Raw genomic sequence first — 13,805 nt, 5'->3', positions numbered from 1 at the left:
CTTACCACTTCAACTCGACGCCGAGCGTCCCCTGATGCGACTGCAGCGCCGAACGCAGCTTCGCATCGTAGTTCAGATAGAGGCGTGACGTTCGGTTCAGGGATAGCGACAGTGCCGCGCCGGCGTCGGCGCCGTAACGGCCCTCGCCAAGGCCCTGCAGCGTGATGCTCTGCGGACCGAGGCTCACGGTCACCGCGCCGAGATTCTGGCTGAAATTGTCGACGAGCTTGCCATAGGCCGAGACGTCGAGGACCCTGCCGTCGACGATGAAGTAGCGGCCGAATTCGGCGCCGACGAGAACGCGGGCGCGCTCCAGCGACGTGCCGCTGACCGACAGCGGATCGAGCCCGCCCGATTCCTGGAATGCCGCGGTCGTGGCGCGGGTGTATTCGAAGGCGAGCTTCGGAACGATCCGGCTCTCACCGATGCTCCAGTAATAGTCGAGCTCGCTCAGCACGCCCGTGATGTGGGCGCCGTAGACCGACGTCGCCGCACCGAGGCTGGTGTCGCGCCGCGCACTGATCCCGCCGAAGCCATGGACGATCGCCATCGCCCAGGTCCAGGGTCCCTGGTCGACCGAGGCGTTGAACCCGAACTGTGTGAGATCGAGCGTCGCCGATTGCAGCGCCAGCGGCACATCGACCCTGGTCCGGCTCTGGTCAACGGAGAGTCCGACGTTCACGCCCGGCGCGAGGCGCATGCCGATACCGGCGACACCGCCCCAAGTCGTCCTCTTGTCGCCAACGAAGTCGCCTTGCGCATTGCTGCGGACCGTCACGCCATACGTCTCGCCCCAAGTTCGGAACCGAGGCTGTTCCGAAGCCTCCGGCGCACCACCGCCCCCCGGATTGCTCCGCTGCAGCCGGGTGACGCCCTGCGTGGCCTGGGTGCCGAGCCGTTCGAGGAAGCTCGAGCCGAGATCGAGCACGGTTTGGCCGGACGAGCGTTCGGAGCTGATCGCGCCGGGTGCAGGACTGGGCAATGGGCTCGGCGTTGGTGTCGGGCTAGCGGCTATGCTCGGCAGGCCGGCCTGCGCGGCGCACGGCGAAGACGCGACGGCCATACCGAAGGCGACGATGGCCAGCAGCGCCGCCCCGGGTACACGGGTGCACCGTCGCCTGCCCCGCTCGGCCTGAGATGCCCCGCGCATCGATGCCCCGTTCGCCGCCCGCTCGAATTCGCTTCAATATTGCCGCGTCGATTTGTCCGCAGTTCCCGATTGCGGTCAATCAGATTGACCATGCCGCGGCTGCACCGCAAAGATTTGTGGTTCCAGCGCCACAAGCCACGCAGTGCAGCAGAAGCCGGTGACGTGACGTCGCGACGCGTTCTCATCGGTCCGCCAAACTTGATATCGGCGGAAAATCGTGTTGCAATCTCCAGTACAATCGGATTGGCCGTTCGACTGTGCGTTTCGCGACTTCGGAAATTGAGCAGATCCCCGGAAGCCCGTTTGTGGCGTGGCACGCGTGAGCGTGGCCGCGTCTTTTTTTCGTCTAGACGAGGAGACAGCGATGCCGACCTACAAGGGCAGCGTGAAGTGGTTCAACCCGACCAAGGGATATGGCTTCATCAAACCGGCTGGCGGAGACAAGGACGTGTTCGTCCATATCTCGGCCGTGGAGCGTGCTGGACTGACCACGCTCAACGAGAACCAGACGATCGAATATGATCTGGTGGAGAGCCGCGGCAAGACGTCGGCAGAGAACCTGAAGCTCTCGTGAGCATCGTCCCGGCGGAGGGCGCCACAGCGCGCGCTCGCAAGCCAACTCACGAGTTCCGCGTCACGTTCACTTGCATGACCAGACTTCGTCAGCCTTGATGTGCCCCGGCCCCGCCGGGGATTTTTTTCGTCCGGCGACAGCTAACGGACGACGGGCCAGATCAGCGCGTGATCGGCCTGCACCACGGACGACGTCCGGCAGAGATCGCCTTCGAGCCGCACCAGGCCCTTGGCCAGCAGCTTCAGCGCCTCGGGATAGATGCGATGCTCGACGCCGAGAATGCGCGTCGACAGCGTGTCCGGCGTATCGTCGTCCCGGACCACGACCGCGCCCTGCATCACGATCGGACCTGCATCCGTCTCCGGAATGACGAAATGCACGGTGGCGCCTGACAGCTTGACGCCGGCACGCAGCGCCTGGCCGTGCGGATCGAGGCCGGGGAATGATGGCAGCAGCGACGGATGAATGTTGAGCATCCTTCCGTACCAGCGCTGCACGAACTCCGCCGTGAACAGGCGCATGAAACCGGCCAGGCAGATGATCTCGATGCCGCGTGCATCGAGCGCCTGCTGCAATCTGGCTTCGAACCCCGCGCGGTCCTTGCCGAACGGCTTGCTCTCGATAATTTCGATCGCGACGCCGTTCTCCTGCGCTTTCTGCAGTCCGGCCGCATCGGCTCGGTTGGAGATCACGATGGCGACCTCGGCCGGAAAATCCGGCTGCGCCGCCGCGTGGATCAGCGCGGCCATGTTCGACCCACGGCCCGAGATCAGGATGGCGACGCGGCGCTTCATCGGCTCACTCGTCTCACAGGGCCAGATCGAGGGCGCCGGTGTAAATCACGCGCTCATCGCCCGCGGCGGCAACGACCTCGCCGAGCCGGGCGACATGCTCACCATTGGCGGTGAATACCTCGATCACCGCATCGACGGCCTCGGCCTTGACGATCGCGATCATGCCGATCCCGCAATTGAAGGTGCGCAAGAGCTCGCGCTCGGCAATGCCGCCCTGCTCCGCCAGCCATTTGAAGACCGGCAGCACCGGCAGGCCCGTCAGATCAATCGAGACGCCGAGATGCTTCGGCAGCACGCGCGGAATGTTGTCGGTGAAGCCGCCGCCCGTGATGTGCGCGAGCCCCTTGACCGCACCGGTCTCGCGGATGGCGCGAAGGCACGACTTCACATAGAGCCGGGTCGGCGTCAGCAGCGCCGCGCCGAGAGTCAGGACCGGCGCGAACGGTGCCGGCGCATCGAAGCCGAGGCCGGACTGGGCGACGATCTTGCGCACCAGGGAGTAGCCGTTGGAATGCACGCCGGATGAAGCGAGGCCGAGGACCACGTCGCCGGCCGCGATGTCCGGCGACGGCAGCAGCGTGCCGCGCTCGGCGGCGCCGACCGCGAAACCGGCAAGATCGTAGTCGCCGTCCTTGTAGAGGCCCGGCATTTCCGCGGTCTCACCGCCGATCAGCGCGCAGCCGGATTCCCGGCAACCTTCGGCGACGCCGGCGACGATCGAGGCCGTCGCCTCCGGGTCGAGCTTGCCGCAGGCAAAGTAGTCGAGGAAGAACAGCGGCTCGGCGCCCTGCACGACGAGATCGTTGACCGACATGGCGACCAGGTCGATGCCGATACCGCCATGCAGCCCGGTCTCGATCGCGATCTTCACCTTGGTGCCGACGCCGTCGGTCGCGGCGACCAGCACCGGATCCTTGAATCCGGCGGCCTTGAGGTCGAACAGGCCGCCAAAGCCACCGATCTCGGCATCCGCGCCGGCGCGGGCGGTTGCGCGCACCATGGGCTTGATCAGATCGACCAGACGGTTTCCGGCATCGATATCGACGCCCGAATCTGCATAAGTGAGCCCGTTCTTGCGCTCGGTCATGGTAAAAACCCCTAATCTGGCCGCTGGTTACGTCGGAATCCGGCCGCGCGCAATGGCTCGCAAGGGGCTCGTCCCCATACTATCTAGGAACCGTACCGGTTCGCCCTGTTTCGGAATCGGGTTGTCTTTTGATCGTTGTCGTCGGGACCCGCTGCGTGACCATTCCCCACAGTATCCCCAATCTGATCACGCTCGGTCGAATCCTGCTGGTTCCGATCGTCGTCTGGGCCATTGCGGCCGGCGAGATGGAGATCGCGTTTCTGGTCTTCGTGGTCGCGGGGGTGAGCGACGCCGTGGACGGCTTCCTGGCCAAGCGCTTCAACCTGCGGTCTGAACTGGGAGCACTGCTCGATCCCCTCGCCGACAAGGCGCTGCTGGTCTCGATCTTCGTCACGCTTGGCATCTGGGGCGCGATCCCGCGCTGGATCGTCATCCTGGTGGTCTCGCGCGACATCATGATCGTCTCGGCGGTGATCGTGTCCTGGCTGTTCGACCGGCCGGTCGCGATGAAGCCATTGATGGTGTCCAAGCTGAACACGGTCGCCCAGGTGGGATTCGCAGCGCTCGTGCTGGCCTCGCTCAGCTTCGGCTTCGAGCCAAAGCCCTACGATGTGGTGCTGATGGCGCTGGTCACGGTCTTTACCCTCGTGTCGGTCGGGCTGTATCTCGTCGACTGGGTGCGCCACATGAGCACCATCGAGGTCCGGTGATCCTCCGCTGGGGGCCCGTCCTGACCTCACGCACCCCACGATACGGAGCAATTCGACCTTGGCCGGCCATATCCCCCCTCGTCAGCTGGCCTTCGCATTGCCGCATGCGGAGAGCCTGACGCGGGACAATTTCTTCGAAGGTCCAGGCAACGCGGCCGGGCTCGCTCTGGTCGACGCCTGGCCGGAATGGCCGGCGCGGACCATGTTCCTGGTCGGCCCCGACGGCTCCGGCAAGAGCCACCTCGCCGCGATCTGGGCCGAGCAGGCTGGAGCCCGATCCCTGTCCGCGCATGCCCTCGAGGCGAGCGCGGTCCCTGGGGCGCTCGCCACCGGCGCGCTGGTGCTGGAGGATCTGACGGCAACCGATCTCGACGAGCGGGCGCTGTTTCACCTGCTGAACCTGGCCCGCCAGGACGAGGCTTTCGTGCTGATCACGGCGCGCGAGGCCCCGGCGGCCCTGCCCATCGCCCTGGCCGATCTGAGGTCGCGGCTGCGCGCCGTCCCGGTCGTCACGCTGCTGCCGCCCGACGACCAGCTGTTCCGCGCCCTGATCGTCAAGCTGGCCGCGGACCGGCAACTGGCGATCGACGAGACCGTGGTCAGTTATCTCGCAAGCCACATCGAGCGCTCCTATGCGGCGGCACGCCAGACCATCGCGCTGCTGGACAACGAGTCCCTACGGCTCGGACGGCCGGTCACCCGGGCGCTGGCGGCGGAGCTGCTCCGCCCGCTGTGACCGGCGGCCATCTTGACGGCGGTTGGTGACGGAACCTCAATGGTGCCGGCAACGTCATCCCCTGGTTACCCAGATTGGGCTACGGTCGACCATTCGCGACTGGATGGATATGGATCGAATTCCGATGGATACCGAGCAAGTTACTGAAATTTCAGAGAAAGAATCGGTCGCGGCGCCGTCCTTCGAGATTGCCTCGAGCCCCGAGCGATTCATCAACCGGGAACTGTCCTGGCTTCACTTCAACCGCCGCGTTCTGGAGGAATCGGTCAATCCGCGCCATCCCGCCCTGGAGCGGGTGCGCTTCCTGTCGATTTCCGCCAACAACCTTGATGAATTCTTCATGGTCCGCGTCGCCGGCATCCGCGCCCAGGTCCGCGAGGGCATCGCCGAGCGCAGCCCGGATGGGCTGACCCCCACCGAGCAGTTGAAGCTGATCAACGAGACCGTCTCACAGCTCGCGATCGACCAGCAGGCGATCTGGCGCGACCTGCGCAAGTTTCTCGGCGAGCTCGGCATCGTGCTGGTCGACGGCCAGGACGTCACCAAGAACGAGCGCGCCTGGATCGAGGACCACTTCCTCGCCAACATCTTCCCGCTGCTGACGCCACTGGCGATCGATCCGGCGCATCCGTTCCCGTTCATCCCGAGCCTCGGCTTCACGGTGGCGCTGCAGCTGATCCGCTCCGCCGACGGGCGTCCGATGAACGCCCTCATCCGAATGCCCGGCAAGATCGACCGCTTCATCCGCTTCCCCGGCTCCAAGGATGGCGTGATCCGCCTGATCACCCTCGAGCAGGCGACCGGCCTGTTCATCGGCCGGCTGTTTCCGGGCTACACCGTGAAGGGCCAGGGCGCCTTCCGGATCATCCGCGACAGCGAGATCGAGATCGAGGAAGAGGCCGAAGACCTGGTGCGGCTGTTCGAAACCGCGCTGAAGCGGCGCCGTCGCGGCTCGGTGATCCGGCTCGAGATCGAGGCCAACATGCCGGAGGAGCTACGCCGCTTCGTGCAGAATGCGCTCTCGACCACCGATGACGAGGTGTTCCTGGTCGACGGCGTGCTGGCGATGAACGAGCTGTCGCAACTGACGCGGGTCGACCGGCCCGACCTCGAATTCGTGCCCTATGTGCCGCGCCATCCTGAGCGTGTCCGCGACCATGGCGGCGACATCTTCGCCGCCATCCGGCAGAAGGACCTGATCGTCCATCACCCTTACGAGTCGTTCGACGTCGTCGTGCAGTTCCTGCAGCAGGCGGCGCGCGACCCGGACGTCGTCGCGATCAAGCAAACGCTGTACCGCACCTCCAACAACTCGCCGATCGTACGCACGCTGGTGGAAGCTGCCGAAGCCGGCAAGTCGGTGACGGCGCTGGTCGAGCTCAAGGCGCGTTTCGACGAGGAAGCCAACATCCGCTGGGCCCGCGATCTGGAGCGCGCCGGCGTGCAGGTGGTCTACGGCTTCCTGGAGCTGAAGACGCATGCCAAGCTGTCGATGGTCGTACGCCGCGAGGGCGGCAGCCTCACGACCTATGTCCACACCGGCACCGGCAACTATCACCCGGTGACGGCGCGCATCTACACCGACCTGTCCTACTTCACCTCCGACCCGGTGATCGGCCGCGACGTGACGCGGGTGTTCAACTACATCACCGGCTATGCCGAGCCGATCGACATCGAGAAGATGGCGGTGTCGCCGCTCACGCTTCGCAAGCGCATGATCGAGCACATCCACGGCGAGACCAGCTTCGCCCGCCAGGGCAAGCCCGCCGTGATCTGGATGAAGATGAACTCGCTGGTCGATCCCGACATCATCGACGCGCTGTATGAGGCCTCGCAGGCCGGCGTGTCGATCGAGCTGATCGTGCGCGGCATCTGCTGCCTGCGTCCCGGCCTCCCCGGACTGTCGGAGAACATTCGCGTCAAATCGGTGATCGGCCGCTTCCTCGAGCATGGCCGCATCTACTGCTTTGGTATGGGTCAGGGCCTGCCGAGCGCCAAGGCCGCCGTCTACATCTCCTCGGCCGACATGATGCCGCGCAATCTCGACCGCCGCGTCGAGGTGCTGTGCCCGCTTCAGAACCCTACCGTGCATCAGCAGGTTCTGGAACAGATCATGGTCGCGAACCTCAAGGACACCGAGCAGAGCTGGCAATTGTTGCCGGATGGGTCGTCAACGCGTATGAAGGCCGCGAAGGGCGAGGAGCCGTTCAACCTGCACAATTACTTCATGACGAATCCGAGTCTGTCCGGCCGTGGAAAGTCGCTCAAGGAATCATCGCCGCGCCGGCTCACGCGCCGGAATGAACGCCCTCCTTCATAGGGGCTGTCTGCACCGGGGCCTTCTGCAACGGGACATGCCGTGGTGAAGCGGCCCGGCACGAGGGCCGCGAGCGTCGGTGTCATCGACATCGGCTCGAACTCGGTCCGTCTCGTCGTCTACCAGGCGATGGAACGCAGTCTCGTCACCGTGTTCAACGAGAAGGCGCTGTGCGGGCTCGGTCGCGAGGTCCAGACCACCGGCCTGCTCGCGGCCGATGCCGTCGACAAGGCGCTGACGGCGCTGAAGCGCTTCCGCGCGTTGTGCAAGGTGCAGCGGGTGGGGCAAGTTCATGCCATCGCGACCGCCGCCTGCCGCGATGCTTCGAACGGCGCTGATTTCATCGCCAAGGCCGAGAAGATCTGCGGCGCCCCGATCCAGATCCTCACCGGCCCCGAAGAGGCGCGCTATTCGGCGCTCGGCGTCATCTCCGGCATCCACAAGCCCGACGGCATCGTCGGTGATCTCGGCGGCGGCTCACTTGAGCTGATCGACGTGCGCGGGCACCAGGTCCGCAGCGGCGTCACCCTGCCGCTCGGCAGCCTGGCGCTGCAGGATCTCGCCGAGAAATCGCTGAAGAAGGCGGAGCGGATCGCGCGCGAGGCGCTGACCGACCTGCCGCAACTGCTGGCCGGCCAGAACCGCACCTTCTATGCGGTCGGCGGCACCTGGCGCGCGCTGGCGCGCATCCACATCATCCAGAGCGGCTATCCGCTCGGGGTGATGCACGGCTATGCGATTCCGGCGGCCGATGCGCTGGCCTTCGTGCGCCGGCTGCGCCGTCTCGTCGCCGCCGACATGCTGGCCGACATCGAAGCGATCGCCGAGGCGCGGCGCCCGCTGCTTGCCTATGCCGCGCTGGTGCTCGAGCATATCATCCGCGTCGCCAGGCCGACGACGGTCGTGTTCTCGACCTTCGGCGTGCGCGAGGGCCTGCTCTACTCCAAGCTTCCCGACGCCGAGCGCGCCAAGGACGGGCTGCTCTGCGCGGCGCAGGGCCTCAACGAGCTGTTGTCGCGCTCGGCCCAGCATGCCCGCGAGCTGATCGACTGGACCGACCGCCTGTTCCGCGTGATGCACATGCGCGAGACCGAGGACGAGCGCCGGCTGCGGCACGCCGCCTGCCTGCTGTCCGACATCGGCTGGCGCATGCATCCGGACCATCGCGGCGAGCAGACCTACGGCATCGTTCTGAACGGCAATTTCGGCTCGATCAACCACGAGGGCCGCATCTTCGTCGCGCTGTCCGTATTCTTCCGCTACGAGGGCCTGCGCGACGAGGCGGCGGCGCCTGCCCTTACCGAGCAGCTGAGCCCGGCCCAGATCGATCGTGCGCGCCTGCTCGGCACCGCGTTTCGCGTCGCGCATCTGATCTCGGCGGCGCGGCCCGGCGTGCTGCCCGCAACGCATTTCCGCACCCAGGATCGCAAGCTGATGCTGGTGTTCGAGCACCAGATGGTCGACCTCGTCGCCGACCGTGTCGGCGGACGCTTCAAGCAGCTCGCGCGTCTCGTCGGCCGCTCCGGCTCGATCGTGCGCAGCTAGATCCGGATCAGGGCCGCCGAGCGCCGACCGAAATTGCGATCATCCGCTGGGCGATGATGCCGTAGACCTTGCGCCAGGCCTGCTCCACCTCATCATTCCAATGCGGACCAAGCCCCTTGGCGAGGCTCCACAGCAGCGCCTCCCCGACCACCGGATAGTACTCCGGCTTGACGCCATAGCGCGCATGATTGCGGCCGAGGATGTCGGTGCTCGACAGAAGTCCGGTCATCTGATCGAGGCTGCCGACGAGCACCGCAAGCGTCGCGATGAAATCGCGCTTCAGCACGTCCATGTCGGCTGGAAACATCGCGCGGCATTCCGGCAAGAGCTCGAACACGCGATCATAGAACGTCGTCGTCATCTGTGTAGCATTGGCAAATACCAAGTCGAACGACGACTTGACGTGCGCAATCTCATCTGCAGTCAACATGCGCAAGTCCAATTCGAAACAATTCCAATCAGGGCCCGATCAGTGGAGCTCGACGTAGTGGTGTCGCGGCGACGCGAACGGGTTCATTATAAGAAACAGACGACCACGCCCTGCGGTACTTGTCAAAGGCGCGGCACCGTGCCGCAGCACTGTGGATTGGCTTGTGATCCTGCCGCGACGATTGCTGACCGACTCAGCGATCGGAGACGGCAACGGCAACAAACACGACGGCCATCGTGCTTCTCACAGGCCATCGGAGACGCCGACACGCCGGCCGCCGACCGGCGCCAAGGCCGACTGATCCGTTGGATCGCGCAGACGGCCGCCGATGCGAATGGCGGCCGTCCGCGTCAACCGACGCCTGGCTCACACCGCGAGGTTCATCCAGACGGACTTCGGCTCCGTGAAGTTGTCCAGCGCGGCCGTGCCGTGCTCGCGGCCCAGTCCGGAGTCACGATCGCCACCCCAAGGCAGCCGCACATCGGTGTAGCCATAGGTGTTGATCCACACAGTGCCGGCGCGCAGGCGCTTAGCGAAGCGATGGACGCGCCCCATGTCGCGGCTCCAGACGCCCGCGGCCAGGCTGTAAGCCGTGCCGTTCGCCGTCCGCAGCGCCTCGGCCTCGTCCCTGAACTTGATCACGCTGACCACGGGTCCGAAGATCTCCTCCTGCGAGATCCGCATGTCGTGCGTGACGCCAGCGAAGACGGCGGGGCTGACGAAATAGCCGCGGGCGGCCGCGCGCTGGCCGCCGGTGACGAGCGTGGCGCCTTCGTTGCGTCCGATGTCGACATAGTCGAGGATCGTCTTCATCTGCCGTTCGGAGATGACCGGTCCGAGCGAGGTGGCGCGATCGAGCGGATCGCCGATCCGCAGCGCCTGCGCCCGCGCAGTCAGGCGATCGACCACCTCATCATACACGCGCTCGTGCACGAGCACCCGCGATCCGGCCGAGCACACCTGCCCGGTGTTGAAGAAGATGCCGCTGGCCGCAGCCTTCGCGGCGGCCTCGATGTTCGCATCGTCGAAGATGATGTTGGCCGACTTGCCGCCGAGCTCGAGCGACACCCGTTTGAAGTTGCCGGCCGCCGCCTTCATGATGCCGCGGCCGACGCCGGGCGAGCCGGTGAACGTGACCTTGTCGACATCGGGGTGGTTGACCAGCGCATCGCCGACGGTGCGCCCGGGGCCGGTCACGATGTTGAGAACACCGGGCGGCAGTCCGGCTTCGAGCGCGAGCTCCCCGATCCGCAGCGCCGACAGCGACGTCAGCTCGGCGGGCTTCATCACGACGGTGCAGCCGCAAGCCAGCGCCGGAGCGAGCTTCCACATCCCGATCATCAGCGGGAAATTCCACGGCACGATTGCCGCGACCACGCCGACCGGCTCGCGCACGGTATAGGTCAGCGCATCATCGCGCGTAGAGACGACTTCACCGCTGATCTTGTCGGCCCATCCGGCGTAATAAGTGAGCGTATCGATGGCGGCGGGAAGATCCTGGCGCTGGATCGCCGACACGGGCTTGCCGGCATCGAGGCTTTCGAGCTCGATGATCTCGTCGGCATGGTCGCGCAACAGCTGCGTCCATTTCAGAAGGATCGCGCCGCGCTCCGCCGCACGCATCGTTCGCCACGGCCCTTCGAAGGCCTTGCGGGCCGCGGCGACCGCGAGATCGACATCCTCGGCATTGCCCTCGGCGACCGTCGCAATCGCCTGCTCGGTCGCAGGATTGAGCGACGTGAAGGTGCGTCCCGAAACCGAGGGAACATGCCGGCCGCCGATCAGGAGCTGGAACGGCTTCGTCAGATAAGACGTCGTCCTCGAGCCGCGCTCGTAATCATATGCAATCGACATCATATTTCCTCCGTTTGTTGTATACCAATGAAGGTAAGAACAAATATCTGTTCGTAAATATGATATCTGTTGCCTATGGCCGGCGGTCATATGAAGCCGACTTCACAAGCGGGCCCTGATGTTGCGGATCGCGATCGAACCTGTCTGGCGTTTCTACAAGGACGACGGCCCGCAGAGCATCGTCGTGATGCTCCGCGTGCTCAGTGAAATCAGGAGGACGGGTAAGATCACCAGCGCGGCCAGTGACGCGCATCTGTCCTATCGTCACGTCTGGAATCTGATCGAGCAGTGGTCTGAATTCTTCGGCGTGCCGCTGGTCGAGACCCAGCGCGGCAAGGGATCGAAGCTCACCACGTTCGGAGACAAGCTGGTGTGGGCCGGCGAGCGCATGCACGCCCGCCTCGGCCCGCAGCTCGACAATCTGGCGCAGGAGCTGGTGACCGAGATCAAGCCGTTCCTGCAGCCGCATCCTGGCGTGATCCGCGTTCACGCCAGCCACGGCTTTGCCGTCGCCAAGCTGCGCGAGCTGTTGGATCGCGAGCCAGGCGTCGGGGTCGATGTCCGCTATGTCAGCAGCCAGCATTCGCTGGCGTCGCTGGCGCAAGGCGAATGCGACCTGTCGGGACTGCATCTGCCGCGCGGCGAGCTGCGTGCCCAGAACATCCAGGCCTGCAGGGATTGGCTTGATCCCAAGCAGGACTGCGTCATCAGCTTCGTGACCCGTGAAATGGGGCTGATGGTCAAGCGCGGCAATCCGCTGTCCATCCGTTCATTGGCCGATCTTGCCGACGGCAGGGCGCGCTTCGTCAATCGCGATCATGATTCCGGCACCCGCCTGTTGTTCGATCAGTTGCTCGCGTCACAAGGCATCGACGAAGCGCGCATTAATGGCGCGCAGCAGATCGAGTTCACCCATGCAGCCGTCGCCGCCTATGTCGCGAGCGGCATGGCCGACGTCTGCTTCGGCGTCGAGGCCGCCGCGCGGCAGTTCGGACTCGACTTCATCCGTATCCTCACCGAGGACTATTTCTTCGCCTGCCATAAATCGTTTCTGGAGACCGACCCGATGCGGCGGGTGCTCGAGGTGATGAAGGGCGACGAATTCCATCGCGCCGTCGCCGCCCTGCCCGGCTACCAGCCAGCCGCCACGGGATCGGTCCACACCGTTCGCGAATTCCTCGATCGGCTGGATGCGGCGTCCTGACGCCGCCCGGTCGGATGCGACGCGTCCTGACGATCAGCTACGGCAGATCGACGCCGCGCGCCGGCACCAGCTCGCTCTCGGCCTGACGCTGCAGCGCGCGGCCGCGCCAGATCGAGCCGGCGATCAGCACCACACCGGCGCCGATCAGCGACATCAGCGTCTCCATGACATCGACGTGGCTCGCGAGATTGGTCTTGCCGGCGAACAGCGCCGAGGTCGCCTCGATGTTGATGACCACGGTGCCGTCGAGGAGATGGTGCAGCATCGGCTCGATCGCGGGATCGGTCGCGATCACCTCGCCGGCCACCCAGCCGAGCAACATCGCGCCGAGCCAGACCAGCAGCGGGACCCGATCGAGCACGAGCATGATCAGCGCGGCGCCCGCGATGATCAGCGGGATGCTCATGGCGAGGCCGATGATCAGCAGGGACGCCTGGCCGTTCGCGGCCGCAGCCACCGCGATCACGTTGTCGAGGCTCATCACGAGGTCGGCAAGCGCGACGATGCGGACCGCATGCCACAGCGTCGTGCCGGCTGCGATCTCGTCGTTCTCGTCCTCGGGCACCAGCAGCTTGGCGGCGATCACGATCAGCGCCAGCCCGCCGATCAGCTTCAGATAGGGCAGCGCCATCAGGGTGGCGACGATGCCGGTAAAGGCGATGCGCAGTGCGACGGCAATGCCGGAGCCGGCCACCATGCCCCAGACGCGATGCTTGCCGTGCAGGCCGCGGCAGGCGAGCGCGATGACCAGCGCATTGTCGCCCGACAACAGCACGTTGATCCAGACGATCTTGCCGAGCGCGAGCCAGAAGCCCGGGCTCTGCAGGTCGGCCTCGAATTGAGCGAGCAAATGGCCGAAAGTGGCGGGATCAGCGAGTTGCGACAGCCAGTTCACGGCCAAGCCTTTCAGATCGGTTCAACGAAGATTGAGCACGTCGGCATGCGGCGGAGCGAGGCTCCGCCGCAGCGATCATGGCTCAGCCGACGATCTCGTTGCCGGCGAAGAACTGCGCGATCTCGACCGCAGCCGTCTCGGCGGCATCCGAGCCATGCACCGAGTTCTCGCCGATCGACTTCGCATGCGATTTGCGGATGGTGCCGTCGGCGGCCTTCGACGGATCGGTCGCGCCCATCACGTCGCGGTACTTCAGGATGGCTCCTTCGCCTTCGAGGACCTGGACGACGACCGGGCCGGAGATCATGAAATCGACCAGCTCGCCGAAGAACGGCCGCGCCTTGTGCACGGCATAGAATGTCTCGGCCTGGTCGCGGGTCATGCGGATCCGCTTCTGGGCCACGATGCGCAGGCCGGCCTTCTCGATCAGCGCATTGATCGCGCCGGTGAGGTTACGCTCGGTCGCGTCGGGCTTGATAATCGAAAAGGTGCGCTCAATCGCCATGATG

Annotated in this window: 13 protein-coding genes; 6 read left to right on the top strand and 7 right to left on the bottom strand. The window is 65.5% G+C overall.

The window, feature by feature from the left end:
- Position 1: 1 nt before the first annotated feature.
- Entirely contained in the window at positions 2–1,150 is a 1,149-nt protein-coding gene (locus tag QX135_RS21185) for an autotransporter outer membrane beta-barrel domain-containing protein (protein ID WP_315755724.1), read from the bottom strand.
- Between the two features lie 364 nt (positions 1,151–1,514).
- On the opposite strand from QX135_RS21185, the gene QX135_RS21180 reads away from it, so the two are divergent.
- A complete protein-coding gene (locus tag QX135_RS21180) occupies positions 1,515–1,724 on the top strand; it encodes a cold-shock protein (protein WP_315712366.1) in 210 nt (69 codons plus the stop codon).
- A gap of 140 nt (positions 1,725–1,864) precedes the next feature.
- On the opposite strand, the gene purN is transcribed toward QX135_RS21180, so the two are convergent.
- On the bottom strand, positions 1,865–2,518 hold the full coding sequence (gene purN, locus QX135_RS21175; RefSeq protein WP_315739426.1) for a phosphoribosylglycinamide formyltransferase: 654 nt from the start codon (positions 2,516–2,518) through the stop codon (positions 1,865–1,867).
- Positions 2,519–2,531: 13 nt separating this feature from the next.
- The gene (gene purM, locus QX135_RS21170) at positions 2,532–3,605 is read right to left on the bottom strand and encodes a phosphoribosylformylglycinamidine cyclo-ligase (protein WP_315755726.1); all 1,074 of its coding nucleotides are present in this window, start codon (positions 3,603–3,605) and stop codon (positions 2,532–2,534) included.
- A gap of 155 nt (positions 3,606–3,760) precedes the next feature.
- Here purM and QX135_RS21165 point away from each other — a divergent pair, with 155 nt between their 5' ends.
- From QX135_RS21165 to ppx, 4 genes are all read left to right on the top strand, one after another.
- On the top strand, positions 3,761–4,315 hold the full coding sequence (locus QX135_RS21165) for a CDP-alcohol phosphatidyltransferase family protein (protein ID WP_315739423.1): 555 nt from the start codon (positions 3,761–3,763) through the stop codon (positions 4,313–4,315).
- 58 nt (positions 4,316–4,373) lie between these two features.
- Positions 4,374–5,051: a DnaA ATPase domain-containing protein gene (locus tag QX135_RS21160; RefSeq protein ID WP_315739421.1), complete on the top strand. Its 678-nt coding sequence runs from the start codon at positions 4,374–4,376 to the stop codon at positions 5,049–5,051.
- Between the two features lie 124 nt (positions 5,052–5,175).
- Entirely contained in the window at positions 5,176–7,371 is a 2,196-nt protein-coding gene (locus tag QX135_RS21155) for an RNA degradosome polyphosphate kinase (protein WP_316234263.1), read from the top strand.
- 42 nt (positions 7,372–7,413) lie between these two features.
- Entirely contained in the window at positions 7,414–8,913 is a 1,500-nt protein-coding gene (gene ppx / locus QX135_RS21150; protein ID WP_315739460.1) for an exopolyphosphatase, read from the top strand.
- Between the two features lie 7 nt (positions 8,914–8,920).
- On the opposite strand, the gene QX135_RS21145 is transcribed toward ppx, so the two are convergent.
- Both QX135_RS21145 and QX135_RS21140 read right to left on the bottom strand, forming a co-directional pair.
- A complete protein-coding gene (locus tag QX135_RS21145) occupies positions 8,921–9,343 on the bottom strand; it encodes a globin family protein (protein ID WP_315755728.1) in 423 nt (140 codons plus the stop codon).
- Positions 9,344–9,709: 366 nt separating this feature from the next.
- Positions 9,710–11,197: an aldehyde dehydrogenase family protein gene (locus QX135_RS21140; RefSeq protein WP_316182516.1), complete on the bottom strand. Its 1,488-nt coding sequence runs from the start codon at positions 11,195–11,197 to the stop codon at positions 9,710–9,712.
- A 118-nt stretch (positions 11,198–11,315) separates the two neighbouring features.
- Here QX135_RS21140 and QX135_RS21135 point away from each other — a divergent pair, with 118 nt between their 5' ends.
- Positions 11,316–12,401, top strand: a complete 1,086-nt coding sequence (locus QX135_RS21135; RefSeq protein WP_316182518.1) for a substrate-binding domain-containing protein — start codon at positions 11,316–11,318, stop codon at positions 12,399–12,401.
- A 37-nt stretch (positions 12,402–12,438) separates the two neighbouring features.
- Here QX135_RS21135 and QX135_RS21130 read toward each other — a convergent pair whose 3' ends face one another.
- Positions 12,439–13,296, bottom strand: coding sequence for a TerC family protein (locus tag QX135_RS21130; RefSeq protein WP_315780470.1), 858 nt, complete (start codon positions 13,294–13,296; stop codon positions 12,439–12,441).
- A gap of 82 nt (positions 13,297–13,378) precedes the next feature.
- Positions 13,379–13,801, bottom strand: a complete 423-nt coding sequence (gene ndk, locus QX135_RS21125; RefSeq protein WP_315739416.1) for a nucleoside-diphosphate kinase — start codon at positions 13,799–13,801, stop codon at positions 13,379–13,381.
- Between the last annotated feature and the right edge of the window lie 4 nt (positions 13,802–13,805).

The organism is Bradyrhizobium sp. SZCCHNR1098 (assembly GCF_032489375.1).
In the GTDB taxonomy this organism is placed as follows: Bacteria; Pseudomonadota; Alphaproteobacteria; order Rhizobiales; family Xanthobacteraceae; genus Bradyrhizobium.
The sequence above is the reverse complement of the archived record's forward strand: the minus strand, read 5'-3'. Positions and strand labels throughout refer to the sequence as shown.